This window comes from Pseudomonas sp. BIGb0176, assembly GCF_024810175.1.
In the GTDB taxonomy this organism is placed as follows: domain Bacteria; phylum Pseudomonadota; class Gammaproteobacteria; order Pseudomonadales; family Pseudomonadaceae; genus Aquipseudomonas; species Aquipseudomonas protegens.
The window spans coordinates 284,670-310,416 of sequence record NZ_JANUEC010000005.1 but is presented as its reverse complement, the minus strand read 5'-3'; the positions used below and the strand labels follow the sequence as shown (position 1 = coordinate 310,416).

The window sequence follows — 25,747 nt, the reverse complement described above, 5'->3', positions numbered from 1 at the left end:
CCCAGCGCTCAGGCGTAGGGGGTGGCGGGCAACTCGATGAACTCGGCGCAGGCACCGTCCGCGGTCATGCGCCGGGCCCGTTCCGGCAGCAGCCGGGCGTGGTTTTCCACTTGCCAGCGATACCAGCTCAGGCGCTGCACGATCCGCCGCCGGCAGGGCTCCGGCAATTGCCCCAGCAGGTCGACACTCTCGGGCGCCCAGCGGGCTCGGGTCGAGTAGTAGCAGAACAGGTTTTCCCGCAGGCCGAAACAGTCCTCAATGCTTTCCTCGACGCTGTACGCGTAGCGCTCGAAGCTGGCACTCAGTTGCTGTGCGCCGTCGGCGTTGTCCCGCAGGTAGGCGAAGATCCCCGGCCAATTGATGCAGTACAGGTGCTCGTCCCAATCGCCGTCCCGGGTCAGGTACTGGCCCTGGCCGCGAAAGAACTGCAGCACTTCCTCGCGCTCCAGAGCCACTTCAAAGTTGCTTTTCATCGGGTGTTCCCTTGACGTCGGCGATGCTCACAGATAACGCCACGCATTCGATCACGCAATCGAAGCCGATTTCCAGGCGCAGGTGATAACCGGGGCCCAGGCGAGTGAGCTGGGTGCGCATGCGCCCGTCGAAGCGCGTGCCGCTGACCGCCAGTTCGCTGATGCCCTGGACCTTGAGCACGAAACTGCAGTGGGTCGCCGCCTCGATCACCGGCCAGCTGGCAGGCACAGACAAGCGCGGCAGTTCACCGCTCAGGTGCAGGCTCAGTTGCTCGCCCTGGAACTGCGGGCCCTGGGTCTCCAGGTCATAGGGCGTGGCGGTCACATCGAACTCGGCCCGCCAGGCTTCAGGGTTGTCGATGCCGAACAGCCAATCCCCGCCGAAACGCTCACGGTGCGGGATTGCCCGGCACTCTGCCAGCGAAGGCAATTGCGCGCGGACCAGGTCTTCCTGCCAGCGCTCCCGTGCCGCGTTCAGCAGGCGCTGGAAAAGGTCCCGGCTGTTGTCGATCACCCCTGGCCAGTTGCTGGGCCACTGATCGTATTCGTAGTCGTCCTCGATGGGCTCCCAGATCTGTTCGAAGTCATAGTCCGGGTCATCCAGGGCCGCTTGCAGCACCTCCACCAGCCGCTGTCGATGCCGGAAATTCTCCCGGGAACCGTGGCGCATCAGGCCGTAGTGGCGGACCAGGTATTCGCGGTCGTCCGGGTCATTGGGGTTGTAGCGGTTCAGTTCGGCATCCAGGGCCGGGGGCATGTCATAGCCCATGAACCAGGTGACCCAGTCGCGTATCTGGGGCTCGAAGGGTTGATTGTGCAGGGGATGGCGCAGCATCGGGACCTCCTGTCCGGGGGCGGCGAATGTAGCAAGTTGCGCCTCGCCAGGACAGCCCGGGGCCGTCATGTGTGCGGGGTGCCGTCCGGGCATTGCGCCGTTTTGCATCGCGGATCAACAAAAAAGCCCCAGGCCGTAAGACCTGGGGCTTTTTCGCTGAAGATGGCGCACTCGGCGGGATTCGAACCCACGACCCCTGCCTTCGGAGGGCAGTACTCTATCCAGCTGAGCTACGAGTGCAGTGCGGGCGACATCATACCTATGTCGACTCGGGGCGTCCACGCCGGTTTTCATCGGCTGGTGCTTGTCCGTCGCAACCCCCGGAAACCCGGGCCGTAGTGGCAGTTTTTCCTGCTGAAGCTTCCTCGTACCTGCGCGCAACCTGCAGCCAGAACCGTGCAATCACGGGGCACAGGGAGGTGCAGGAGATGAACTGTTCCATGCCGGGCGGCCTGCAAGCGGGCCTGCCGGACCAACTGTTCGAAGCCAGCTGGAGGGCGGTATTGCCCGGTTTGCAGCGCCGCGCCCGGCAGTTGGCGCGGGGCAACGCCGATGGTGCCCAAGAGTGGCTGGCGGCCACGGCGATCAAGGCGCTGCTGTTCTTTCGCCGCTCGCCGGAGCGGATTCGCGACCCCCAGGGCTTTCTGTTCCTGGTGCTCGATCATGTGTTTGTCGACAGCTGCCGCCGGCAGGCCCGGGAGCAGCGCCTGTTTGTGGATTTCGCCGGGCTCGAGGATGACCCGCTGCAGCAGCTGGAGGCCCCGCAGATGTCGGTGCTCGACCAGGTGGAATTGCTGGAGACCCTGGCCCTGCTCAGTCGACGGGTGGCGCAACTGCCGCCGAAGAAGCGCCGCCTGTTTGAACTAAAGTTTGTCGACGACCTGCCCTATCCCCACATCGCCGCCGAGCTGGGCATGAACCAGCCCTTGGCGCGCAAGTATGTGCAGCTGTTGCGGGCGCAGTTGCGTTGATGCGGCCTGAGGTTTCACAGCCGGCTCGCTCGGGCGTTCCTGTTCAGTGAGCCTGTTTTCGATGCTGTAGCCGGTGCCGCCGCCTTCTGCGGTGGGCCATTCCATCTAAGGAGAGATGTATGCCCGATCCAATGGTCAACTCGCAGATCACCGATGCCGTCACCCAGACCAACGTCAAGGTCGTGGCCGAGGCTCCGGCCCAGGCCATCGCCTCGCTGTACCAGGTGGCCAGCCACTCGGCCGGCCTGTCGCTGCAGAACGCGGTCAACAGCCAGCAGGCGCTCAACCAGATCTCCAATGCGGTGGTGTCCAAGGCCGTGGCGCTGATCATGGCGATTGGCGAGTAGGGCTGACCGCCCGGGAGAATCGTCATGGCCTGGTTCAAGAAGAAAACCCCACCCGCAGCCGCGGCCGATGAAAGCGCCGGCGCGGCGGCCGACCCTGGCGCCGCTGCTGTAGCCGCCGAGCCTGAGGCACCCTCGGCGATGGCCGGTGACGCCGCCTCGACGGCCAGCGCGCCGGCGCCCGAACCTGCTCCATCGCCTGCAGGCCCGGCGCAGCCCTCGATGATGCAGACGATGAACGCGCACCTGCTCAAGCAGGCCGGCACGCCCAGCAGCGACAGCACCGATGCCCTGAACAGCCAGATTGTCCAGGCGGTGCAGTTCAGCAATGCCCAGACCTTCAGCTATGCCCCGGCGCAGATCGCAGCAGCGCCGGACATGATGATCAGCCAGGCCGCCGGCCTGGTGGCGCAGTCGGCGGCGGGGTATTTCGACGGGGTCAGCAAGCTGGCTCTGGCGGCCCAGGCGGTGCTGCTCAAGCAGATGACCGAGAACATCGTCAAAGAGAACGTCAAGGGGGCTGCCGAGGATGCCCTGGGCGCGTTGGTCACCGATCTGCTGGTGGGCGCGGCGGCTGCGGTGGCGGCGGCTGCCGGAGCCATGGAGGCCGACGCGGCCGGCGTGGCCATCGACAAGATCGACCAGAGCATCACCAAGTACAGCAGCACCCTGGCCAATCGCACACCGTCCTCCTGAGCAAGCGCCCCGGGCGCGCCAGGTGCCCGGGGCCTGCACGGCCAGGAGCATGACCGCGACACAGGCTTTCCCCCTGGCGTTGAAGTTCGACGGACCCGGTGCCCAGCCCTTCAACGTCATTCATTGAGTAAGGAGCATGCAATGGCGAATGAAGAGCAGACCCCGATGGCGACGATATTCGGCTTTGCCGAGAAGTATCTGAAACGCCCGTTGACCCAGGTCGAGCGCCAGGTACTGGAGGCATTTGCCCAGGACAAGCCGCTGGACATGTCCAGGGCCGCGCAACAGAGCGTCGATCAGGCGCGGCAGCGGGCCACGGAGCTGATGCAGTCCGATGGGCTGCGCACCCGACAGATCATCGATCAACTGGCCGGTTCCGCCGCCGCGGGCAAGGCCGATCCCCAGGCGCGGGAGCTGGTGCTGCGCCAATTGCTGGCGGCCGCCGAGTCCGAGGAGCCGCTGTCGGTATCGCCCCCCGGGGCCGGCCTGGTGACGACCGCCGCCGCTGCAGCCGCCGCGGCGGCGCTGGCGCCGGCACTGTCCCCGGCCAGCTTCCCGGCGGACGACCCGCAGCTCAAGGCAATGATCAGCGCCCTGGTCCAGCAGGAGGTGAAAGCCGCGGTCGAGGCGCGGATGGCCGGGCTGTCGCAGAAAGTCGAAGACACCCTCAAGCAACTGACCGCCGGCAGTGGGCAATAAGGGCCCCCTGAAATAACCGCAAGGCCGTTCAAGCCCCGCTTCACAGCATCAGGGCTGCCACGTTCACTCAATGACACGGAATGCTCCGTGTGCCTAACAAAGGAAGTTGAGCCATGCCACTTGTAAACGAACAAATCACCGATGCCGTCACCCAGACCAACGTCAAGGTCGTCGCTGAAGCGCCGGCCATGGCGATGGGCACCATCTACCAATCCATGGCCCAGGCCACCGCGATCCTGTTCCAGAACTCGGTCTCGGCGCAGCAGCAGCAAAACACCCTGGCCCAGGCGGCCACCAACCAGGGCGTGATGCAGATCTACAGCGTCGACACTACCGCCGGGGCGGCGGCCACCGAAAAAGTCGCCCAGGGCGGGGTCTCCGACAACCTCACCAGCCTGTTGACGGTTCTCAAGTCCTTTCAGAGCTGATGGCTGAAAGCCTGATTTTCCGTTGAACCTACCTGCTGAAAAAATGGAGTTTTTATGAGCACAGTCAGTCCGCAAATCACCGATGCCGTCACCCAGACCAACGTCAAGGTCGTCGCCGAAGCGCCAGCCATGTCGATGGGCACCATCTACCAGTCCATGGGCCAGTCCGTGGCCATCCTGTTCCAGAACTCGGTTTCGGCGCAGCAGCAGCAAAACACCCTGGCCCAGGCGGCCACCAACCAGGGCGTGATGCAGATCTACAGCGTCGACACCACCGCCGGTGCGTCGGCCACCGAGAAAGTCGCCCAGGGCGGTGTGGCCGACAACCTCACCAGCCTGTTGACGGTGCTCAAGTCGTTCAGTAGCTGACCGTTCCACAGGCGCCATGCCAGCGCCCCCGCCGCCTGCCATAGGCTGCGGGGGCGTTGTCTTTTGCCCGGCGGCATGGGAGGTTGAAGCGGATTTTTTACCGCTAGGCGCCTTTACGTTCTTTTTTTCGAACAGCCTATTGTCCTTTACCCCCGTTGACCCTAGGATTCGTTTGAGATTTCAAACGCTCTTGCCTGGGTGCCCAAACGCACGTCTATTCTTGTGTGCGACTTTTTCGTGCTTTTACCCAGTGAACGATTTTCCTGACGGCAGCCTGGCCACGGGCTGGTGACAGCGCCCCGGCGCTCTCCTCCTGACCTGGCGCCTTTCTACAATCACAATTCGCCCCGCGTATGCGCGGTGCTGTTAAGGAAGCCGACATGCAGCTCAAAGACGCCCAGTTGTTCCGCCAACAAGCCTTCATCGATGGAGCTTGGGTCGACGCGGACAACGGCCAGACGATCAAGGTCAACAACCCCGCTACCGGTGAAATCCTCGGTACCGTGCCAAAGATGGGCGCTGCCGAAACCCGCCGCGCCATCGAGGCCGCCGACAAGGCCCTGCCGGCCTGGCGTGCCCTGACTGCCAAGGAGCGCGCCACCAAGCTGCGCCGCTGGTATGAATTGCTGATCGAGAACCAGGACGACCTGGGTCGCCTGATGACCCTGGAGCAGGGTAAGCCGCTGGCCGAAGCCAAGGGCGAAATCGCCTACGCCGCCTCCTTCATCGAATGGTTCGCCGAAGAAGCCAAGCGCATCTACGGTGACGTGATTCCCGGCCACCAGCCCGACAAGCGCCTGATCGTGATCAAGCAGCCGATCGGCGTGACCGCGGCCATCACCCCGTGGAACTTCCCGGCGGCGATGATCACCCGTAAAGCCGGCCCGGCCCTGGCCGCCGGTTGCACCATGGTCATCAAGCCCGCTTCGCAAACCCCGTTCTCGGCCCTGGCCCTGGTGGAACTGGCGCACCGTGCCGGCATCCCGAAAGGCGTGCTGAGTGTGGTCACCGGCAGCGCCGGCGACATCGGCGGCGAGCTCACCAGCAACCCGATCGTGCGCAAGCTGTCGTTCACTGGCTCCACCGAGATCGGTCGCCAGCTGATGGCCGAATGCGCCAAGGACATCAAGAAAGTCTCCCTGGAGCTGGGCGGCAACGCGCCGTTCATCGTGTTCGACGACGCGGACCTGGATAAGGCCGTCGAAGGCGCGATCATCTCCAAGTACCGCAACAACGGCCAGACCTGCGTCTGCGCCAACCGCCTGTACATCCAGGATTCGGTCTACGACGCCTTCGCCGAGAAATTGAAGGCAGCAGTGGCCAAGCTGAAGATCGGCAACGGCCTGGAAGAAGGCACCACCACTGGCCCGCTGATCGACGAAAAAGCCGTGGCCAAGGTCCAGGAACACATCGCCGACGCCCTGAAAAAAGGCGCGACCCTGCTGGCCGGCGGCAAGTCCATGGAAGGCAACTTCTTCGAGCCGACCATCCTGGTCAACGTGCCCAAGGATGCAGCCGTGGCCAAGGAAGAAACCTTTGGCCCACTGGCGCCGCTGTTCCGCTTCAAAGACGAAGCCGAAGTCATCGCCATGTCCAACGACACCGAGTTCGGCCTGGCCTCGTACTTCTATGCCCGTGACCTGGGCCGTGTGTTCCGTGTGGCCGAGGCCTTGGAATACGGCATGGTCGGGGTCAACACCGGCCTGATCTCCAACGAAGTGGCGCCGTTCGGCGGCATCAAGGCCTCGGGCCTGGGCCGTGAAGGTTCCAAGTACGGGATCGAGGATTACCTGGAAATCAAATACCTCTGCCTGGGTATCTGATCCGGTTTCAAGCGCCGGGGGCACGAGAGCGCTGTCCCCCTGCGCAGCTTTAAAAAACGCACTTTTCAAGGTGGCCCGGGACCGCTCCGACAGTCGATCATCGCATGCTGTCGCAGGCGCTTCCCCGCCCCGCAACCCTTGAATCACACCGCTGCCGCAGCGGTGAATGAGGACACTATGAGCAAGACCAACGCATCTTTGATGAAACGCCGTGAAGCCGCTGTACCGCGCGGTGTTGGCCAGATTCACCCGATCTTCGCCGACAGCGCGAAGAACGCCACCGTCACCGACGTTGAAGGCCGCGAGTTCATCGACTTCGCCGGCGGTATCGCGGTACTGAACACCGGTCACGTGCACCCGAAGATCATCGCCGCGGTGACCGAGCAACTGAACAAGCTGACCCACACCTGCTTCCAGGTCCTGGCCTACGAGCCTTACGTGGAGCTGTGCGAGAAAATCAACGCCAAGGTGCCAGGTGATTTCGCCAAGAAAACCCTGCTGGTGACCACCGGCTCCGAAGCCGTAGAGAACGCCGTGAAGATCGCCCGTGCCGCCACTGGCCGCGCCGGCGTGATCGCCTTCACCGGCGCCTACCACGGCCGCACCATGATGACCCTGGGCCTGACCGGCAAGGTCGTGCCTTACTCGGCCGGCATGGGCCTGATGCCAGGCGGCATCTTCCGCGCGCTGTACCCGAATGAACTGCACGGCGTGAGCATCGACGACTCCATCGCCAGCATCGAACGCATCTTCAAGAACGACGCCGAGCCTCGTGATATCGCCGCGATCATCATCGAGCCGGTGCAGGGCGAAGGCGGCTTCTACGTCGCGCCCAAAGAGTTCATGAAGCGCCTGCGCGCCCTGTGCGACCAGCACGGCATCCTGCTGATCGCTGACGAAGTGCAGACCGGCGCTGGCCGTACCGGCACCTTCTTCGCCATGGAACAGATGGGCGTTACCGCCGACCTGACCACCTTCGCCAAGTCCATCGCCGGCGGCTTCCCGCTGGCCGGTGTCTGCGGCAAGGCCGAGTACATGGACGCCATCGCTCCAGGCGGCCTGGGCGGCACCTACGCCGGTAGCCCGATCGCCTGTGCGGCGGCCCTGGCGGTGATGGAAGTGTTCGAGGAAGAGCACCTGCTGGATCGCTGCAAGGCTGTTGGCGAGCGCCTGGTGACCGGCCTCAAGGCCATCCAGGCCAAGTACCCGGTGATCGGTGAAGTGCGTGCCCTGGGCGCGATGATCGCGGTGGAACTGTTCGAGAATGGCGACAGCCACAAGCCGAACGCCGCTGCCGTGGCCCAGGTCGTGGCCAAGGCTCGCGACAAGGGGCTGATCCTGCTGTCCTGCGGCACCTACGGCAACGTTCTGCGGGTTCTGGTACCGCTGACCTCGCCGGATGCCCAGCTGGACAAAGGCCTGGCCATCATCGAAGAGTGCTTCGCTGAACTCTGATGACGCTGTGACCTGATCGACAGAAAAACCCGCTTCGGCGGGTTTTTTTTCGCCCTCAAGCGGCTCCAGGGGGATTTGCGTTGTATGGAAGCCCGCGCATTGACTAAGGTGCAAGGGATTGCCTAGGGAGCGTGCTGCATGACCGCTGTTGATTTACCCGCTGTACCTCGCGTGCTGATTGCCGAGGCTGATCCCTGGTCTCGTGATTTGCTCAAGCAAGTGCTGTTGAACGTGCGCTGTGATGCGCGTCTGGACTTGTGTGCCGACGGTCAGGAGGCCATGGACCTGCTGAGCGCCAAACCCTATGACCTGATCATTGCCGATTGGGAGCTGCCGGGCATCGATGGCCTGTCGCTGCTGCGCGCGGTGCGCCAGCGCAAGCGCAATCCGGTGCAGCCGTTCATCCTGCTGAGCGTGCGCAGCGACAGCGCCAGCGTGCGCGAGGCCTTGCCCCTGGCGCCCACTGCCTACCTGACCAAGCCCCTGAACATGGAGGGGCTGACCCAGCGCCTGCAGGGCCTGCTGCTGGACGCCGGCCAGGAAGTCTCCTGCGAGGTGCCGGCCCTAGCGCCGGGCATGACCCTGTGGCCCTTTCTCGAACGCCGGCGCGATGTGGCCGACGGCGCGCCGCTGCTCACCGATGTGCAATTGGCGGTCAAGCGCAGCCTCAACCCCGAAGGCCTGGACCTCAAGGTGCTGGAGGAAGAGATCCGCACCGATCCCCAGGTCACCGCGGTGCTGATCGCTGCAGCCAACAGCGCCGCGCAGCACCATGGTGACGGCGTGCAGACCCTGTCCCAGGCCCTGCATCGGCTGGGCACCGGGCAGAGCATGAACCTGATCCTCGGCCTGACCCTCAAGCGCAGCGCGCGCCTGAGCGATCCGGCCCTGGCCGACTATGCCGAGCGCTATTGGGAGCTGTCCCTGCATACCGCGGAATACGGCCGGACCCTGGCGCGCCTGCTGGACCTGGACCAGGAGCGCTGCTACTGCGCCGGGCTACTGCATCGCCTGGGCGACCTGGCGCTGCTGCGTTGCCTGCAGGAGTGGAAACAGGCCGGCGGCGAGCTGGACGACCAGGAAGAAATCGGCGATGCCCTGGAGCGCTTTGGCGCGGCCTACGGCTCGGCGCTGCGGACCCGCTGGCGCATGCCCCTTGAACTGCGGGAACTGATTGCCTCGATCTACCAGTTGGGCGGTGGGGTGTATTCCCGCGAGGCACTGGTGATGAACCTGGCGGCGCAGCTGGCGCGGCTGACCGAGCACGAAGGGGTGGAAGAGATCGCGCGCTGCAAGACCGCGCGGCTGCTGAAGGTCGGGCTGCCGGAACTGACCCGCCTGCGCACGGGCTGAACCACTGTAGGAGCCGGCTGGCCGGCGAAGAGGCCTTGGAGTCTTGTGCAAGCCTTGCGGGCGCCTTCGCGGGCCAGCCAGCTCCTACGGGCGAGTGATCGCGGGTTTATCCGGTGATGATGCGGTTCTTGCCCTGGCGCTTGGCTTCGTACATGGCGCTGTCGGCGCGGGCGAACAGGTTGTCCAGGCTTTCGTCTTCCGCCAGCAGGCCGGTCAGGCCCTGGCTCACGGTGATGGTGAACGTCTGGCCCTGGTGGCTGAAATTCTGGCGCTGGATCTCCCGTTGCAGGCGCTCGGCCACCTGGCGGGCCATGTCCGCGGTGCAGCCGGGAAAAACCGCGGCGAACTCCTCGCCACCGATCCGCCCGAACAGGTCGCCGCGACGCAGGGCCGCGCGCCCGCTTTCGGCGATGCGCTGCAGGACGATGTCGCCTTCGGGGTGGCCGTAGGTGTCGTTGATCACTTTGAAGTCATCGATATCCAGCAGCAAGAAGGCCAGGGACGAGCCTTGCAGGCGCGCCTGCTCGAACTCGCGGTTGGCGCATTCGAAGAAGTGCCGACGGTTGCTGCTCTGGGTCAGCACGTCGGTGGTGGCCAGGCGTTGCAACTCGGTTTCCAGCTGCTTCTTTTCGGTGATGTCTTCGGCGATGCCGACCACGATCAGGCGTTGCCCGGGCTCGGCATTGCGGTTGATGAAGCATTTGTCGCTGAGCCAGCGCACCTGGCCCTGGGCATCGATGATGCGGTATTCGCGATCTTCCACCGCGCCCTTTTCCAGGACCTGGGCCAGGCTGCGCTCGGCGTACTCCAGGTCATCGGGGTAGATGCTGTCGCGCCATTGATTGCAGTCCGCCAGAAGCAGGCCTGCGGGGCGACCGAAGATCCGTTCATAGGCCGGGCTGACGTACAGCACCTGGCGGCTGTCCCAGTCGAAGGCCCAGAGCACCGCGTTGACACTGACCAGCAGCGAGCTGAACAGCTGCTCTCGTTCGGTCAGGCGGGCCACTTCGCCCTGTGCATGCATCAGGGCCATCAGGGTTTGCGCGGCTTCGGGCCACTGTGGAAGCGCAGAGGGAGTGTGTGGGTTCTTGTTGACCATCGGCACAGATCTCAAAGGGCGTGCCGCGCGCCGTTAGGCAGCGGCTACAACCAAGCCCGCCTGGGTGGCGAAGTGTTGTTTGAGATAGGGGATCGGGCGCTAAGTTCCCGGCCGCTACAGCGATAGCGCGAGCGCCCGCCAGACGGTCGAGAGGTGCCTGTAAGGCTTGATTTCAGAAGGGCAGCCCCTCGCCACGGGAGTGGCGAGGGGCTGGGGTCAGGCGGTGGTGGGACGCAGGGAATAGGTCTTGAGCTGATGGGCGAAATCACGCAGGGACTGAATGCCGCTGGCCTCGGCCTCATGCACCCAATCCTTGATGGCCGCGAGCATGTCGTGGCCGTTGGAGCTGGTCTTGACCCAGATCTGCTGCAGGGCCAGACGCTTCTCGTAGATCACCTTCAAGGCCTGGCTGTGCTCCAGCATGCTCTGGATGCGCAGGTGGTGGCGGTCTTCCAGCAGGCTGGTTTCCCGGGACAGCAGGCGCTTGGCGCGGTGGAACTGGTGGCGCACCGAATGATCGACCTTGGCCAGTTCCTGTTTCACCAGCGGGCCGATCACCAGCTTGCGGTACTGGGCCATGATCTGGAACCGGTTGTTGAGGATGGCCATGGCGGTATCCATGTCCAGGTGGCCCTTGCCTTCGACCCGGTGGGCGATGGGCGCCACGCGCTGGACCCTGGCCAGACGCAGGAAGCTGAAGACCTTGATCCAGGCCCAGCCCAGGTCGAACTCCCACTTCTTCACCGAGAGCTTGGCCGAGTTGGGGTAGGTGTGGTGGTTGTTGTGCAGCTCTTCGCCGCCGACGATGATGCCCCAGGGCACCAGGTTGGTGGCGGCGTCGCGGCATTCGAAGTTACGGTAGCCCACCGCATGCCCCAGGCCATTGATGACCCCGGCGGCCCAGAACGGAATCCACATCATCTGGATGGCCCAGATGGTGATGCCGATGGTGCCGAACAGCAGCAGGTCGATGGCTGCCATCAGCGCCACGCCGCCCAGCTTGTAGCGGCTGTAGAGGTTGCGTTCGATCCAGTCTTCCGGGCAGTTCTTGCCGTAGATGCGCAGGGTCTCCGGGTTCTTCGCCTCTTCGCGATACAGCTCTGCGCCCTTGCGCAGCACGGTGGACAGGCCCTTGACCACCGGGCTGTGGGGGTCGTCGGCGGTTTCGCACTTGGCGTGGTGCTTGCGGTGGATGGCGGTCCACTCGCGGGTGTTCTGCGCCGTGGTCAGCCACAGCCAGAAGCGGAAGAAATGTTTCAGGCCGGCGTTGAGTTCCAGGGAACGGTGCGCGGAATAGCGATGCAGATAGACCGTGACCGCGACAATGGTCACGTGGGTCATCAACAGGGTGACTGCCACCAGTTGCCAGGCGGACAAGCCAAGTAAACCTTCGTACCACATAGGCGATAAGGCCCTCGATAAAGAAAAAAACAGCCCAGGCATTATCACTAAGCCCACTGAGAAAACCAGTCGCCCTTTCAGATAAGAGTGGCGGAATGTTTCTTCCTCTATAATCCCAAACTTTTCGTGTGGAAATAGACGGACTTATGTCGGTTTCTTATCGCAATGGTTTGCGTGCCGCGCTGCTCTATCTGCTGTTGTCGCTGGTCTGGTTGCAGTTCAGTGGTTACTTATTGAGCAGTTTCTTCGATGAGTCTTCCGATCGGGCCCATTGGCAACTGGTTGGCGGCTATGCCTGGGCGGTGGTCAGCGCGGTGCTGATCTTCTTCGCCCGGGCCCGTCTGCTGCGGGTGTTGGGGGCCGATCGCTGGCTGCGCCACCAGCAGAAGGACCGCGAGCGCCTGCGCCAGGCTGCGGCGGTATTCGACTGCACCCGCGAAGGGGTGCTGGTGAGCGATACCCAGGGGCAGATCGTCCACGTCAACCGCGCCTTCATCGAAATCACCGGCTACCAGCGCGAAGAGGTGCTGGGCCGTCAGCCGAGCCTGTTCAAGTCCGGGCATCATTCGGCGCAGTTCTATCAATCGATGTTCGACTCGTTGCAGAAGACCGATGAGTGGAGCGGCGAAATCTGGAATCGGCGCAAGAGCGGCGAGATCTACCCGCAATGGCAGACCATCCGCGCGATCCGCGATGAGCAGGGCGAGCTGACTCATTACGTTGCGGTATTTTCCGACATCAGCGCGATCAAGGATTCCGAGCACGAGCTGGCTCACCTGGCCCATCACGATCCGCTGACCGACCTGCCCAACCGCCTGCTGTTCACCGACCGTGCCGAACAGGCCCTGGCTTCAGCGCAGATCCACAAGCGCGGCTGCGCCATGCTGATGATCGATCTGGACCACTTCAAGATGATCAACGACAGCCTGGGGCACAACGTCGGCGACCAGCTGCTCAAGGCGGTGGCCGAGCGCCTGGGCGGGATGTTCGGCCCGGGCATCACCCTGGCGCGCCTGGGCGGCGACGAGTTCGCGGTGCTGGCCGAAAGCTGCCCGCAGCTGGTGCAGGCGGCGGCCCTGGCCCAGCGCATCATCGACGGCCTCAAGGAGCCCTTCCAGCTCGGCGAGCAGCAGGTGGTGATCAACGCCAGTATCGGTATCAGCCTGTTTCCCAGCGACGCGTTGAGTGCCAGCCAACTGCTGCGCAACGCCGATGCGGCGCTGTTCAAGGCCAAAAGCGCCGGGCGCAACGGTTACGCCCTGTACACCGAGGAGCTCACCGCCCATGCCCAGCAGCGGGTGGAAATCGCCTTCGAGCTGCGCCGCGCCCTGGACCAGCAGGAACTGCGGGTCTATTACCAGCCGGTGCACGACCTCAAGACCAGCCGCCTGGTAGGCGTCGAGGCCCTGGTGCGCTGGGAGCATCCCGAGCGCGGGCTGGTGTCGCCGGCGGAGTTCATACCGATTGCCGAGCGCACCGGGATGATCGCCGAGATCGATGCCTGGGTCATGCAGCAGGCTTGCCGGCAGATGTGCCAGTGGCAGGCCGATGGCGTGGTGCTGTCGTTTATCGCGGTGAATGTCTCGACCCGCCTGTTCGCCCGCAGCGAGCTGTACCAGCAGGTGGCCCAGGTGCTGCACGAGACCGGGCTGGACCCGGCCTACCTGGAGCTGGAAGTCACCGAAAGCGCGGTGATGGACGATCCCGAAGTGGCCCTGGAGCAGATGCACCGTTTGCGCGAGCTGGGTATTCGCCTGGCCATCGACGACTTCGGCACGGGCTACTCCTCCCTGCTGCGGCTCAAGCGCCTGCCGGTGCAGAAGCTTAAGATCGACCAGGGTTTTGTCGCCGGCCTGCCGTTCGACGAGGACGATGCAGCGATATCCCGGGTCATCATTGCCCTGGCCCAGAGCATGGGCATGCAGGTGCATGCCGAGGGTATCGAGCAGGTGGAACAGGCGCGTTTCCTTCTGGAGCACGCCTGCGACCTGGGCCAGGGCTACTGGTTCGGCCGGCCGATGCCGGCGGCGCAACTGGTCTGGAGCAACGCCCCGCAGATCCGTTGATCCCTGTAGCCGCTGGCGCAGGCTGCGAACGGTTTGGGCGGCATACCGACGTGGCAGGCGCGGTGTTGAGGTTTGGCGCAAGGGCGCCAGGCAAGGCCCTGGGGGCCTTTGCGCAACCTCGCTGAAGCTCGGCAGCGGCTACAGGGTTGGGGCTAAGCTGCTGTCAGCTCGAATAATTTCTTCTGGTTATATAAACATTCTTAAATAGTATTTTTAAGAATATCCGGCCCTATCTAGTATTGCTCCCACGCCGCAAGCAGTGCCGCCACTGCCAGGCACATCCCACTCAGGAGCAACACCATGAGCGCATCTCTACGTAGCGTTGACGGCCAGGACGAAGCAACCATCTTGCGGGAAATTCAAAGCGCACTGCGCGACCTGCGCTTCGGTGCGGTGGAAATCACCGTGCACAACGCCCAGGTCGTGCAGATCGAACGCAAGGAAAAATTCCGTCTGCAGCAGCCCGGCCACAAACCGAGTTGAAAGTACCTCGCTGAACACCGCGTCACCCTCTCGCGAACGAGAGGCCCGACTGGTCAACCGGAGGGCGTCATCCATGACCCCCTGCACGAATCCCAGCGTTCCTTTTCGAATGCGGGCTGAAATCGCCATAAGAAAAATGCCAGCACCTTAAAAAATTTCAGGAGCTTCACCATGTCGTCGATTCGCCGTTATGCCCTGGCCGCCCTCGCCAGCGCCGTTTTCGCCGGTTCCGCCGTTGCCAAGGACTATGAGCTGCTCAATGTGTCCTATGACCCGACCCGTGAGCTGTACCAGGATTACAACGCCGAGTTCGTGAACTTCTGGAAGAAGGACCACCCGGGCGACAACGTGAAGATCCAGCAATCCCACGGTGGCTCCGGCAAACAGGGCCGGGCGGTGATCGACGGCCTGCGCGCCGACGTGGTGACCCTGGCCCTGGCCGGTGACATCGACGAAATCGCCAAGCTCGGCAAGACGCTGCCGGCGGACTGGCAGAAGCGCCTGCCCGACGCCAGCACGCCATACACCTCGACCATCGTGTTCCTGGTGCGCAAGGGCAACCCCAAGGGCATCAAGGATTGGGGCGACCTGATCAAGAAAGACGTCTCGGTGATCACCCCGAACCCGAAAACCTCCGGTGGTGCACGCTGGAACTTCCTCGCCGCCTGGGCCTACGGCCTGAAGGCCGGTGGCAGTGAGGCCAAAGCTCAGGAATACGTGAAAGAACTGTTCAAGCACGTACCGGTGCTGGACACCGGGGCCCGCGGCTCGACCATCACCTTCGTCAACAACGGCCAGGGCGACGTGCTGCTGGCCTGGGAAAACGAAGCTTTCCTGGCCCTCAAGGAAGACGGCGGCGCCGACAAGTTCGATATCGTCGTGCCTTCGCTGTCGATCCTCGCCGAGCCGCCAGTGGCGGTGGTGGACAAGAACGCCGAGAAGAAAGGCAACACTCAGATCGCCGAGGCCTACCTCAAGCACCTGTACAGCCCGGCCGGCCAGGAAATTGCCGCGAAGAACTTCTACCGCCCACGGGACAAGGACATCGCCGCCAAATATGCCCAGCAGTTCCCGAAACTGGACCTGGTAACTATCGACAAGGACTTCGGCGGCTGGAAAACTGCCCAACCGAAATTCTTCAATGACGGTGGCGTGTTCGACCAGATCTACACGGCGCAATAACCCTGTTGTAGGGGCTGGCTTGCCAGCGAAGGCGCCCCTGAGGGCAACGCACGACTTGCGGGCCCTTTGGCCGGCAAGCCGGCTCCTACCAGGCAGAGCCCGCATTGAGTTGCGGGTTTTGCGTATCCGTTCCGTTAACCAAGGACTCTTATGTCGCGTCGTATCTCCCCCGTCATACCCGGCTTCGGGCTGACGCTGGGCTACACCTTGGTGTACCTCAGCCTGATTGTGCTCATCCCCCTGGCGGCGATGTTCGTGCATGCCGCGCAACTCACCTGGGAACAGTTCTGGGCGATCATTTCGGCGCCACGGGTGCTCGCCGCGCTCAAGCTGAGCTTCGGTACCGCGTTGTATGCGGCCATCATCAACGGCGTCATCGGCACCCTGCTGGCCTGGGTCCTGGTGCGCTACAGCTTCCCCGGGCGCAAGATCATCGATGCCATGATCGACCTGCCATTCGCCCTGCCCACCGCCGTGGCGGGCATTGCCCTGACCGCGCTCTACGCGCCCACCGGCCTGGTGGGGCAGTTCGCCACCGACCTGGGTTTCAAGATCGCCTACACCCCCCTGGGCATCACCCTGGCACTGACCTTCGTCACCCTGCCATTCGTGGTGCGCACGGTGCAGCCGGTGCTGGCGGACATCCCCCGTGAAGTGGAAGAAGCCGCCGCCTGCCTGGGTGCCAAGCCGTGGCAGGTGTTCCGCCATATCCTGGTACCGGCCCTGCTGCCGGCCTGGCTCACCGGTTTTGCCCTGGCCTTTGCCCGGGGCGTGGGCGAGTACGGCTCGGTGATCTTCATCGCCGGCAACATGCCGATGAAGACCGAGATCCTGCCCCTGCTGATCATGGTCAAGCTCGACCAGTACGATTACACCGGCGCCACTTCCATCGGCGTGCTGATGCTGGTGGTTTCCTTCATTCTGCTGCTGCTGATCAACCTGCTGCAGCGACGCATCGAACGACCTTAAGGAGGCGCGACCATGTCCCAATCGTCCATTTCCGCCGCGTCCTCCGCCAACGCCGCCCGCCGTGGCAGCGCCACCTCGCGGCGCCTGCTGATCGGCCTCGGCTGGCTGATCTTCGCCCTGTTCCTGCTGCTGCCGCTGTTCATCGTGGTGTCCCAGGGCCTGAAGCTCGGCCTGGGGGCGTTCTTCGATGCGATCTTCGAGCCCGACGCCCTGTCGGCGCTGAAACTCACGGTGATCGCGGTGCTGATCTCGGTGCCCCTGAACCTGGTGTTCGGGGTCAGCGCGGCCTGGTGCGTGAGCAAGTACTCGTTCCGCGGCAAGAGCATCCTGGTGACCCTGATCGACCTGCCGTTCTCGGTGTCGCCGGTGATCGCCGGCCTGGTCTATGTGCTGATGTTCGGCGCCCAGGGCCTGTTCGGCCCGTGGCTTTCGGACCACGACATCCAGATCGTCTTCGCCTTGCCGGGCATTGTCCTGGCCACCATCTTCGTCACCGTGCCCTTCGTTGCCCGGGAACTGATCCCGCTGATGCAGGAGCAGGGCACGCAGGAAGAGGAGGCCGCCAGGTTGCTGGGGGCCAATGGCTGGCAGATGTTCTGGCACGTCACCGTGCCCAACATCAAATGGGGCCTGATCTACGGCGTGGTGCTGTGTACCGCCCGGGCCATGGGTGAGTTCGGCGCGGTGTCGGTGGTTTCCGGGCATATTCGCGGGGTCACCAACACCCTGCCGCTGCACGTGGAAATCCTCTACAACGAGTACAACCACGTCGCCGCCTTTGCCGTCGCCAGCCTGTTGCTGATCCTTGCGTTGTTCATCCTGCTGCTCAAGCAGTGGAGCGAATCCCGAATCAACCGCCTGCGCGCCAGCGCCGCGGAGGAATAAGTCATGTCGATCGAAGTCCGTAACGTCAGCAAGAACTTCAACGCCTTCAAGGCCCTGAACAGCATCAACCTGGACATCCAGAGCGGCGAGCTGGTGGCCCTGCTGGGCCCGTCCGGTTGCGGCAAGACCACGCTGCTGCGGATCATCGCCGGGCTGGAAACCCCGGACCAAGGCAGCATCGTGTTCCACGGCGAGGATGTCTCGGGCCACGACGTGCGTGATCGCAACGTCGGTTTCGTGTTCCAGCACTACGCCCTGTTCCGCCACATGAGCGTGTTCGACAACGTTGCCTTCGGCCTGCGCATGAAGCCGAAGAACCAGCGCCCCAGCGAGAGCAAGATCGCCGAGAAGGTCCACGAGCTGCTGAACATGGTGCAGCTGGACTGGCTCTCCGACCGTTACCCGGAACAGCTCTCCGGCGGCCAGCGCCAGCGTATCGCCCTGGCCCGCGCCCTGGCGGTGGAGCCCAAGGTGCTGCTGCTGGACGAACCCTTCGGCGCCCTCGACGCCAAGGTGCGCAAGGAGCTGCGGCGCTGGCTGGCGCGGCTGCACGAAGACATCAACCTGACTTCGGTATTCGTTACCCACGACCAGGAAGAAGCCATGGAAGTGGCCGACCGCATCGTGGTGATGAACAAGGGCGTGATCGAGCAGATCGGTTCCCCGGGCGAGGTCTACGAGAACCCGGCCAGCGACTTCGTCTACCACTTCCTCGGCGACTCCAACCGCCTGCACCTGGGGGAGGACAACCACGTGTTGTTCCGGCCTCACGAAGTGTCGCTGTCGCGTTCCGAACTGGAAGACCACCACGCCGCCGAAGTGCGGGATATCCGTCCGCTGGGGGCCACCACCCGGGTGACCCTGAAGGTGGAAGGGCAGAGCGAACTGATCGAAGCCGAAGTGGTGAAGGACCACGACAGCCTGATCGGCCTGGCTCGTGGCGAAACCCTGTTCTTCAAGCCCAAGGTCTGGCAGAAACACGCCAGCCTCTGACCCCGCCGACATCACGCCCGCTGTAGGAGCTGGCTTGCCAGCGAAAGCGTCCTTCAGGTTTGCACCTGGCTCGAAGGCCTCTTCGCCGGCAAGCCGGCTCCTGCGGGGGCCGGCCCAATATTCCCGAAGCGTTCCCGGGCTTCAGATCATGGCTTTCTTGTGCCGCAGGGCCACCGGGCCCGAGCGCTGCTCGATGGCCTGTTTCAAGTCGTGGCGCAGCCCCAGCAGGAACGCCAGTTCGGCCACCACGAACAGCGGACCGACGATCAAACCCGACAGATCATCGACAAAGGCCGGTTTGCGGCCTTCGTAGTAATGGCCGATGAACTGGATCACCCACCCGATCACGAACAGGCCCAGGCCGCTGCTCAGCCAGAGCCCGGTACTTTGCGCCGCCAGCACCTGGCCGGCCCACACCGATAGCGCCATCAGCACCGTCATCAGCACCCCCAGGCGCACTTCCAGGCGCAGGTAGAACACTGATGCGGCCAGGGCCAGCAGCAACGCCGGCGACCACGACAGCCCGGCCATGCTCCAGGCGGGACGCGACAACAGCACGGCCACCGCCACCACGATCATCGGAATGCCGATAAAGTGGCTGGCGATATTGCGCGGGTCGCGGTGGTAGGCGGCGTATTGACTGAGATGATCAACGAGGCTTTTCATTGTTGTTCCTCCGTTAGGGTGGCTCGATCATGCCCGGCGGCGGTGCTCGGCTCTGTCAGCTAGGCGACAATCATTGCGATGCCCTGAGGGAAAGACCTGTTCATGGACCTGCACCAGTGGCGTGAATGCCTGATGACCGGCCAGTGGTTCAGCCACCTGCCGGCTTCCTTACAGAATAGTTTGCTCGACAGTGCGCGCCTGCGCCGGCTGACGGCGGGGCAGTGCCTGTTCCGGCGCGGCGATCCGCCCTGCGGGCTGTACGCGGTGCTGGAGGGCACGGTGCGGGTGGGCGCGGTCAGCGAGCAGGGCAAGGAGGCCTTGCTGAGCCTGATGGAAGCGCCCCACTGGTTCGGCGAGATCTGCCTGTTCGACGGCCAGCCCCGTACCCACGATGCCTACGCCGAGGGCGCCTGCACCCTGCTCCAGGTGCCGCAGGCGAATCTGCTGCAACTACTGGAGCAGCAGCCGCAATACTGGCGCCAGTTCGCCCTGCTGATGAGCCACAAACTGCGCCTGGCCTTTATCAACCTGGAGCAGTTGAGCCTGATGCCGGCCCCGGCGCGGGTGGCCAGCCGCCTGCTGGCGATGGCCGCCGGCTACGGTGAAGTGGCCCAGGCCCGCCGCGTGTTGCAACTGCCCCAGGAACAACTGGCGCTGATGCTCTCGCTGTCGCGCCAGACCACCAACCAGATCCTCAAGGACCTGCAGCACCAGGGCATCCTGCGCTTGAGCTACGGCGAGATCGAAATCCTCGACACCGAGCGCCTGCACGCCCTGACCTCGCCATAGAAGCCCCCGCGATATTCCTGCCTCCCGTAGGAGCTGGCTTGCCAGCGAAGAGGCCCGCAAGATCGCCTTCGCCGGCAAGCCGGCTCCTACAGAAGCCCCCCGCGTTGTCCCTGCCTCCCGTAGGAGCTGGCTTGCCAGCGAAGAGGCCCGCGAGATAGCCTTCGCCGGCAAGCCGGCTCCTACAGAAACCCCCGCGATGTTCCTGCCTCCCGTAGGAGCTGGCTTGCCAGCGAAGAGGCCCGCGAGATCGCCTTCGCCGGCAGCCGGTTCCTACGAGCCACGATAGGTCGAGAACCCATAAGGGCTGAGCAACAACGGAATGTGGTAATGCTGCTCGGTCTGCCTGACCTCGAAGATCACCGGGATCTCCGGAAAGAAGGTCTCGCGCTTGGCTTGCCTGAAGTACTCGCCGGTCTTGAACACCACCCGATATTCGCCGGCCGTCAGCGCCCGGCCCGCCGGAAACAGCTCGGCAATCCGCCCCTGCTCATTGGTCACCCCTTCGGACAAGGGCTTCCAGTCCTGGCCCACCTGCTGCTCCAGGGTCACCTTGACCCCCGGCGATGGCAGGCCGTTCTCCAGGTTTAGCACGTGCACGCTCAACGGATTGCCTGCCGCCAGGGCCAGGCTCGACAAACCACACAGGCCGATGGCCGCCAGACTATTACGCAAAACATTCATGCCCCACTCCTTCCTCGATTGAACAAACAACACAACCTGTAGCCGCTGCCGAGCCCGCGAGGCTGCGAACGACCGCAACGCGGGCGCAGGCTTTCACGATCACTCACGCCCGGCCTCGGTAGCCAACCCCACCCGCTGCGCGGCCTGGAGCGCACACGCCTCGTCCTGCGCTGCGCCACCGGCCCCGGCAATCCCGATGGCCCCCACCAACTGCTTGCCGGCAAACAACGCAAGGCCGCCACCGAGCAACAACAGCTCCGGCAAGGTATTGAGATTGGCCGCCTCGGGGTTGTTGCGCGCCCGTTCGGCGAACAGCCGGCTCGAAGTCTTGGTCGACAGCGCGGTGTAGGCCTTGCGCTGGCTGGCCGGGCCGTTGTGCGGGCCCACCCCATCGCCGCGCATCGCCACCAGCAGGTTGCCGCCACGGTCCAGCACCGATACCGCCGCGGTGCACTGGGCCAGGCTGGCATCGGCCAACTGGCGGGCGGCGGCCAGGTCCAGTTCGGCATGGCGCGGCAGTTCGAGCGCCGCCAGGGCCGTGCCGGCGAGGCTCAGGCCGAGGCCCAGGACAAGAGGTTTGCAGATCATCGAACGAGCTCCATAAAGACCGGTGGCCACCTTAGCCAGCGCACTCCGTCAGAACTCCGTCGTCTTGATTACAAGTTTGTAATGGGCAAGCGCGCGTCGGGCGCCTAGCCTGTGCCGATCATTTCCGAGGTGCGCCATGCGTTTGCTGGTAGTTGAAGACGAAGCCAAGACCGCCCATTTCCTTGCCAAGGGCCTGGGAGAATCCGGCTTTGCCGTGGACGTGGCCCTGAACGGCCTGGACGGGCGCTATTTCATCGAGCAGCAGGAGTACGACCTGATCATCCTCGACGTCATGCTCCCCGGCCTCAACGGCTGGCAGTTGCTGCAACTGGTGCGCCAGCGCGGTGCCACCCCGGTGCTGTTCCTCACCGCCCGCGACGCTATCGAGGATCGGGTCCGCGGCCTGGAACTGGGCGCCGACGACTACCTGCTCAAGCCCTTCGCCTTTGCCGAGCTACTGGCCCGGGTGCGCACCCTGCTGCGCCGCGGACCGCTGCGCGAGGCCGAGTCCTTCAGCATCGCCGACCTGGAGATCGACGTGCTGCGCCGTCGCGTCAGCCGTGGCGGCCAGCGCATCGCCCTGACCAACAAGGAGTTCGCCCTACTGCACCTGTTGGCCAGCCGCCAGGGCGAAGTGCTGTCGCGGACCCTCATCGCCTCCCAGGTGTGGAACCTGAACTTCGACAGCGACACCAACATGGTGGAAGTGGCGGTACGAAGGTTGCGGGCCAAGGTCGACGACCCCTACATGCCCAAGCTGATCCACACCGTGCGTGGCGTCGGCTACCAGCTGGAAGCCCCGGATGAAGCGCTCTAGTTCCATCGCCTGGCGGCTGGCCCTGGCCTTTGCCGCGGTCTGCGCCCTGGTGCTCAGCGTGATCGGGGTGTTCCTCTACCGTTCCCTGGCCGGGGAAATCGCCTACCGCGACGACCTGGCCCTGCTCGGCCGCCTGGAACAGGTGCGGGCCCTGCTGCAGGACAGCGACAGCCTGGATGCCCTGCAAGCCCGGCCCCGGCTGTACCAGAACATGCTGGGCAACCAGGAAAGCCTGCTGCTGGTGCTGCGGGCCGATGGCTCGACGGTGATCGACATCAACCCGCGCCGGCAGCCCCTGCCCGCGCTCGACCCCATTGCGCTGCAACAGGCGCCGCAACGCACCGATGTCCGCCTCTGGCCGGGGCCGGACGATGTGCCGGTGGCGCTGCTGGCGGGCCAGGCCCGGGGGCCCAAGGGCGAAGCCCTGACTGTGGTCGCCGGCAAGGTTCTCAGCGAGCGCGAGCAGATGCTCGCCAGTTACCGCCTGCGCCTGTACCTGGCGGTGGGGCTGGGGGCCTTGCTGGCCTTCGCCCTGGGCCTGCTGCTGTTGCGCCGGGGCTTGCAGCCCTTGCGCCAGCTCAGCGAAGCGGCCCGCCAGATCGACCTGCGCAGCCTCGACCGGCGCCTGCACACCAACGGCATCCCGGCGGAATTCCACGAGCCGGTGCAGGCCCTGAACGCCATGCTGGCGCGGCTGGAAGAGAGCTTTGAGCGTCTGTCGCAATTTTCCGCCGACCTGGCCCACGAGATCCGCACGCCGTTGCACAACCTCCTGGGCAGCAATGGCCTGGCCTTGAACCAGCCGCGCAGTGCGGCGGAGTACCAGGAAGTGCTGGCCTCCAACATGGAAGAGTTCGAGCGCCTGGGGCGCATGGCCGAGAACCTGCTGTTCCTGGCCCGGGCCGAGCAGGCCGATGCGGTGCTGGACCTGCAGGTACTGTCACTGGCCGGTGTCGGGGCGCAACTGTGCGACTACTTCGAAGCCCTGGCCGACGACCGCCAGTTGCGCCTGGAGAACGGTTTTTCCGGCGAGCTGCGGGCTGACCAGCAATTGCTGCAACGGGCCCTGGGCAACCTTCTGGCCAATGCCGTGCGTCATGCCGATGCAGGGTCGCTGATCCGCCTGCGGCGCCACGACGAAGCGGGCTGGTGCTGGTTGCAGGTGCACAACCAGGGCCCGGCGATCGCCCCCGAGCACCTGCCCCGGCTGTTCGACCGTTTCTACCGGGTCGACCCGTCCCGAGCCGAGCCGGGGGACTCCGGGGGCCTGGGGCTGGCCATCGTGCACTCGATCATGCTGCTGCATGGCGGCCAGGTGCGGGTCACGAGCGATGAGCAGGCCACGGTATTCGAACTGGGCTTCCCCCTCCTGTAGCCGCTGCCGAGGCTGCGACAAGGCCGCCAGGCCTTCAGCGGCCTGCAGTATTTGCGCCCGCGTTGCGGTCGTTCGCAGCTTCGCAGGCTCAGCAGCGGCTACAAGGTTGCAGGGGCTTAGCGCAGGCCGTCGCGAAACTGCCCCGGGGTCATCCCGGTCCAGCGCTTGAATGCCCGGCTGAAGCTGCTGGCATCGGCAAAGCCCAGCAGGTAGCTGATCTCGCTCAGGGAGCATTCCAGGTCCCGCAGGTGCAGCAGGGCGAGGTTTTCCCGGCATTCGTTGAGCAGGGTGTCAAAGCGCGTGCCTTCATCCGCCAGGTGCCGTTGCAGGCTGCGCAGGCTCAGGTGCAGGGCCTGGGCCACTCGCTCGGCCGAAGGTTCGCCTTCGGGCAATTGGGCTTCGATCACCCCGCGTACCTTGCGCTCCCAGGTCAGGGGCCGCAGTTGCAGGAGGGTGCGCTTGAGCACCGCTTCGTTGTGCTCGGCCAGCTCCGGGTTGGCGTCGTCCAGGTGGCTGTCGAAATCGTGCAGGCCGAACTCCAGGCAGTCGTCCACGGCGGCGAACTGCACCGGGCAGCGGAATACCTTGTGCCACTGGCTCGGGTCCGCCGGGGCCGGGCGCCGCAATTGCACGGCCAACGGCGCGTAGTCACGGCCCAGGCGGTTGCGGCAGGTGCGCACGTAGATCGCGGCAAAGGCGTCGATGGCTTCGAAGGCCGGTTGCGGCGCGCCTTCGGGCACCTTGAGGAAAAACCGGTAGCGGTCCGCTTCCCGGGTCAGGGCCAGTTCCAGGGCGTCGCTGACCACCTGGTGATAACGCACGATGCGCTCGAACACTTCCCGCAGGCTGCCGCTGGCCACCAGGGCGTAGCCCAGGGCGTGGAAGGTGGTGGGGCTGACAAAGCGCGACACCCTAAGGCCGATGGCCGGGTCGCCGCTGGCCTGCACGGCGAGATGCCACAGGCGGGTGGTGGCCGACAGCGGGTAGCGGGCGTTGGGGTCGTCCATCAATTGCGGGTCGAGCCCGGCTTCGCGGCACAGTGCGGCGCTGTCGAGGTCCAGAGCGTCCAGTTGCTTGCGCAAGGCGCGGGTCCAGCTGGCAAGGGAGGTGGCTTCGGTCATGCGATTGGCGCGTCCGGTCAACAGGTTGGCGTTTACGGCTAGCGCCCGGAGCCGGGGCTCGGGGCAGGATGCACACATCACTGACCAAAGGATGGAATCATGCAGGGTATTTCTGCAAGCCCCGAGCGGATGAACGTACAGCAGCGGGCGGCGCATATACGCCAGGTGGTCCTGGCCCGGGGTGATGAACTGCGCCAGCGTTTTCCTTTGCTGCGGCACCAGGACGCGCTGGGCGCGGGGATCCTTGCGTTCGCTCTGTCGGGGATGCTGGGGTCAGCGCTGCTCTATGTCACGGGTCACCTGGCCTGGTGGGCGTGCCTGCTGCTCAACGCGTTCTTCGCCTCCCTGACCCACGAGCTGGAACACGACCTGATCCACAGTATGTACTTTCGCAAGCAGCGCCTGCCCCACAACCTGATGCTGGGGCTGGTGTGGCTGGCGCGGCCGAGTACCATCAACCCCTGGGTGCGCCGCCACCTGCACCTGAATCATCACAAGGTGTCCGGCAGCGAGAGCGACATCGAGGAGCGCGCCATCACCAACGGCGAGCCCTGGGGCATCGCCCGCCTGCTGATGGTGGGGGACAACATGATGGCGGCCTTCATCCGCCTGCTGCGGGCGCCGGGGGCCAGGCGCAAGCTGGGCATCCTCGTTCGTACCCTGGCGGTGTACGCGCCGCTGGCATTGCTGCATTGGGGCGCCTGGTATGTGTTCCTGGGCTTTCATGGGGCCAACGGCGTGGCCGCCCTGCTGGGCAGCCCGATCCAGTGGTCGCAAGACACCGTGTCGCTGATGCACTACGTCGATATCGCCGTGGTGGTGATCATCGGCCCCAACGTGCTGCGCACCTTCTGCCTGCACTTCGTCAGCTCCAACATGCACTACTACGGCGATATCGAACCGGGCAACGTGATCCAGCAGACCCAGGTGCTCAACCCCTGGTGGATGTGGCCGCTACAGGCCTTCTGCTGCAACTTCGGCAGCACCCACGGCATCCACCATTTCGTGGTCAGGGAGCCGTTCTACATCCGCCAGATGACGGCATCGGTGGCGCATAAAGTGATGGCCGAGATGGGCGTGCGCTTCAACGATTTCGGCACTTTTGCCCGGGCCAACCGTTTTCATCCTGTGGAACAGGCGCAGGGGGATGCGGGGGAGGCTGTGCGAGCGTAGGAGCCGGCTTTTA

The 25,747-nt window shown here is 64.6% G+C and carries 27 protein-coding genes and 1 tRNA gene; 19 read left to right on the top strand and 9 right to left on the bottom strand.

Annotation, left to right across the window (positions count from 1 at the left end):
* Positions 1 to 8 precede the first annotated feature (8 nt).
* The 3 genes from M2395_RS28260 to M2395_RS28250 form a co-directional block, all read right to left on the bottom strand.
* Positions 9 to 473 carry a hypothetical protein gene (locus tag M2395_RS28260; RefSeq protein WP_011058557.1) on the bottom strand — a complete coding sequence of 155 codons (465 nt, stop codon included), beginning with the start codon at positions 471 to 473 and terminating at the stop codon, positions 9 to 11.
* Positions 457 to 1,308: a hypothetical protein gene (locus tag M2395_RS28255; protein WP_015633705.1), complete on the bottom strand. Its 852-nt coding sequence runs from the start codon at positions 1,306 to 1,308 to the stop codon at positions 457 to 459. Before M2395_RS28255 ends, M2395_RS28260 begins: the two co-directional genes overlap by 17 nt.
* 163 nt (positions 1,309 to 1,471) lie before the next feature.
* A tRNA-Arg gene (locus M2395_RS28250) sits at positions 1,472 to 1,548 on the bottom strand.
* A 188-nt stretch (positions 1,549 to 1,736) separates the two neighbouring features.
* On the opposite strand from M2395_RS28250, the gene M2395_RS28245 reads away from it, so the two are divergent.
* From M2395_RS28245 to M2395_RS28205, 9 genes are all read left to right on the top strand, one after another.
* Positions 1,737 to 2,279: an RNA polymerase sigma factor gene (locus M2395_RS28245; RefSeq protein ID WP_072443737.1), complete on the top strand. Its 543-nt coding sequence runs from the start codon at positions 1,737 to 1,739 to the stop codon at positions 2,277 to 2,279.
* A 119-nt stretch (positions 2,280 to 2,398) separates the two neighbouring features.
* Complete coding sequence (locus M2395_RS28240; protein WP_011058560.1) at positions 2,399 to 2,626, top strand: RebB family R body protein; 228 nt, start codon at positions 2,399 to 2,401, stop codon at positions 2,624 to 2,626.
* A 24-nt stretch (positions 2,627 to 2,650) separates the two neighbouring features.
* Positions 2,651 to 3,319, top strand: a complete 669-nt coding sequence (locus M2395_RS28235; RefSeq protein ID WP_123431260.1) for a hypothetical protein — start codon at positions 2,651 to 2,653, stop codon at positions 3,317 to 3,319.
* Positions 3,320 to 3,460: 141 nt separating this feature from the next.
* On the top strand, positions 3,461 to 4,018 hold the full coding sequence (locus tag M2395_RS28230; RefSeq protein ID WP_041115110.1) for a hypothetical protein: 558 nt from the start codon (positions 3,461 to 3,463) through the stop codon (positions 4,016 to 4,018).
* Between the two features lie 113 nt (positions 4,019 to 4,131).
* Positions 4,132 to 4,446: a RebB family R body protein gene (locus M2395_RS28225; protein WP_011058563.1), complete on the top strand. Its 315-nt coding sequence runs from the start codon at positions 4,132 to 4,134 to the stop codon at positions 4,444 to 4,446.
* 54 nt (positions 4,447 to 4,500) lie between these two features.
* On the top strand, positions 4,501 to 4,815 hold the full coding sequence (locus M2395_RS28220) for a RebB family R body protein (RefSeq protein WP_011058564.1): 315 nt from the start codon (positions 4,501 to 4,503) through the stop codon (positions 4,813 to 4,815).
* Between the two features lie 380 nt (positions 4,816 to 5,195).
* Positions 5,196 to 6,638, top strand: a complete 1,443-nt coding sequence (gabD, locus tag M2395_RS28215) for an NADP-dependent succinate-semialdehyde dehydrogenase (RefSeq protein ID WP_011058565.1) — start codon at positions 5,196 to 5,198, stop codon at positions 6,636 to 6,638.
* A gap of 177 nt (positions 6,639 to 6,815) precedes the next feature.
* Positions 6,816 to 8,093 (top strand): 4-aminobutyrate--2-oxoglutarate transaminase, encoded by a 1,278-nt coding sequence (gabT, locus tag M2395_RS28210; protein WP_011058566.1) that lies wholly within the window; start codon positions 6,816 to 6,818, stop codon positions 8,091 to 8,093.
* Between the two features lie 138 nt (positions 8,094 to 8,231).
* On the top strand, positions 8,232 to 9,446 hold the full coding sequence (locus M2395_RS28205; protein ID WP_123431259.1) for a response regulator: 1,215 nt from the start codon (positions 8,232 to 8,234) through the stop codon (positions 9,444 to 9,446).
* Positions 9,447 to 9,552: 106 nt separating this feature from the next.
* Here M2395_RS28205 and M2395_RS28200 read toward each other — a convergent pair whose 3' ends face one another.
* Complete coding sequence (locus M2395_RS28200) at positions 9,553 to 10,545, bottom strand: sensor domain-containing diguanylate cyclase (RefSeq protein ID WP_011058568.1); 993 nt, start codon at positions 10,543 to 10,545, stop codon at positions 9,553 to 9,555.
* A 216-nt stretch (positions 10,546 to 10,761) separates the two neighbouring features.
* Positions 10,762 to 11,946, bottom strand: a complete 1,185-nt coding sequence (desA, locus tag M2395_RS28195; RefSeq protein WP_011058569.1) for a delta-9 fatty acid desaturase DesA — start codon at positions 11,944 to 11,946, stop codon at positions 10,762 to 10,764.
* Between the two features lie 146 nt (positions 11,947 to 12,092).
* Between desA and dibA the strand changes: the two genes are divergently transcribed.
* The 6 genes from dibA to M2395_RS28165 all read left to right on the top strand — a co-directional run bounded on the left by dibA (position 12,093) and on the right by M2395_RS28165 (position 18,524).
* Positions 12,093 to 14,012: a phosphodiesterase DibA gene (dibA, locus tag M2395_RS28190; RefSeq protein ID WP_041115116.1), complete on the top strand. Its 1,920-nt coding sequence runs from the start codon at positions 12,093 to 12,095 to the stop codon at positions 14,010 to 14,012.
* Between the two features lie 300 nt (positions 14,013 to 14,312).
* Positions 14,313 to 14,495 (top strand): sulfur starvation response protein OscA, encoded by a 183-nt coding sequence (gene oscA / locus M2395_RS28185; RefSeq protein WP_011058571.1) that lies wholly within the window; start codon positions 14,313 to 14,315, stop codon positions 14,493 to 14,495.
* A 171-nt stretch (positions 14,496 to 14,666) separates the two neighbouring features.
* Positions 14,667 to 15,677, top strand: coding sequence for a sulfate ABC transporter substrate-binding protein (locus M2395_RS28180; RefSeq protein ID WP_011058572.1), 1,011 nt, complete (start codon positions 14,667 to 14,669; stop codon positions 15,675 to 15,677).
* Positions 15,678 to 15,827: 150 nt separating this feature from the next.
* Positions 15,828 to 16,646: a sulfate ABC transporter permease subunit CysT gene (gene cysT / locus M2395_RS28175; RefSeq protein WP_011058573.1), complete on the top strand. Its 819-nt coding sequence runs from the start codon at positions 15,828 to 15,830 to the stop codon at positions 16,644 to 16,646.
* Positions 16,647 to 16,658: 12 nt separating this feature from the next.
* Positions 16,659 to 17,531, top strand: coding sequence for a sulfate ABC transporter permease subunit CysW (cysW, locus tag M2395_RS28170; protein ID WP_011058574.1), 873 nt, complete (start codon positions 16,659 to 16,661; stop codon positions 17,529 to 17,531).
* A gap of 3 nt (positions 17,532 to 17,534) precedes the next feature.
* Positions 17,535 to 18,524 carry a sulfate/molybdate ABC transporter ATP-binding protein gene (locus M2395_RS28165; protein ID WP_011058575.1) on the top strand — a complete coding sequence of 330 codons (990 nt, stop codon included), beginning with the start codon at positions 17,535 to 17,537 and terminating at the stop codon, positions 18,522 to 18,524.
* 141 nt (positions 18,525 to 18,665) lie between these two features.
* On the opposite strand, the gene M2395_RS28160 is transcribed toward M2395_RS28165, so the two are convergent.
* Positions 18,666 to 19,190 (bottom strand): DUF962 domain-containing protein, encoded by a 525-nt coding sequence (locus M2395_RS28160; RefSeq protein ID WP_011058576.1) that lies wholly within the window; start codon positions 19,188 to 19,190, stop codon positions 18,666 to 18,668.
* Between the two features lie 102 nt (positions 19,191 to 19,292).
* Between M2395_RS28160 and M2395_RS28155 the strand changes: the two genes are divergently transcribed.
* Positions 19,293 to 19,979, top strand: a complete 687-nt coding sequence (locus M2395_RS28155) for a Crp/Fnr family transcriptional regulator (protein ID WP_123431258.1) — start codon at positions 19,293 to 19,295, stop codon at positions 19,977 to 19,979.
* Between the two features lie 270 nt (positions 19,980 to 20,249).
* On the opposite strand, the gene uraH is transcribed toward M2395_RS28155, so the two are convergent.
* Both uraH and M2395_RS28145 read right to left on the bottom strand, forming a co-directional pair.
* Positions 20,250 to 20,660 carry a hydroxyisourate hydrolase gene (gene uraH / locus M2395_RS28150; RefSeq protein ID WP_011058578.1) on the bottom strand — a complete coding sequence of 137 codons (411 nt, stop codon included), beginning with the start codon at positions 20,658 to 20,660 and terminating at the stop codon, positions 20,250 to 20,252.
* A 99-nt stretch (positions 20,661 to 20,759) separates the two neighbouring features.
* Positions 20,760 to 21,248 (bottom strand): heme-binding protein, encoded by a 489-nt coding sequence (locus M2395_RS28145; protein ID WP_015633712.1) that lies wholly within the window; start codon positions 21,246 to 21,248, stop codon positions 20,760 to 20,762.
* A gap of 136 nt (positions 21,249 to 21,384) precedes the next feature.
* Here M2395_RS28145 and M2395_RS28140 point away from each other — a divergent pair, with 136 nt between their 5' ends.
* Positions 21,385 to 22,065, top strand: a complete 681-nt coding sequence (locus M2395_RS28140; protein WP_011058580.1) for a heavy metal response regulator transcription factor — start codon at positions 21,385 to 21,387, stop codon at positions 22,063 to 22,065.
* Positions 22,052 to 23,440, top strand: coding sequence for a heavy metal sensor histidine kinase (locus tag M2395_RS28135; protein ID WP_015633713.1), 1,389 nt, complete (start codon positions 22,052 to 22,054; stop codon positions 23,438 to 23,440). The genes M2395_RS28140 and M2395_RS28135 overlap by 14 nt, the downstream gene beginning before the upstream one ends.
* A 116-nt stretch (positions 23,441 to 23,556) precedes the next feature.
* Here the strand turns inward: M2395_RS28135 and M2395_RS28130 are convergent, their stop codons facing one another.
* Positions 23,557 to 24,561 (bottom strand): AraC family transcriptional regulator, encoded by a 1,005-nt coding sequence (locus M2395_RS28130; protein ID WP_011058582.1) that lies wholly within the window; start codon positions 24,559 to 24,561, stop codon positions 23,557 to 23,559.
* Positions 24,562 to 24,660: 99 nt separating this feature from the next.
* Here M2395_RS28130 and M2395_RS28125 point away from each other — a divergent pair, with 99 nt between their 5' ends.
* Complete coding sequence (locus M2395_RS28125; RefSeq protein WP_123431257.1) at positions 24,661 to 25,734, top strand: fatty acid desaturase; 1,074 nt, start codon at positions 24,661 to 24,663, stop codon at positions 25,732 to 25,734.
* Positions 25,735 to 25,747: the final 13 nt, after the last annotated feature.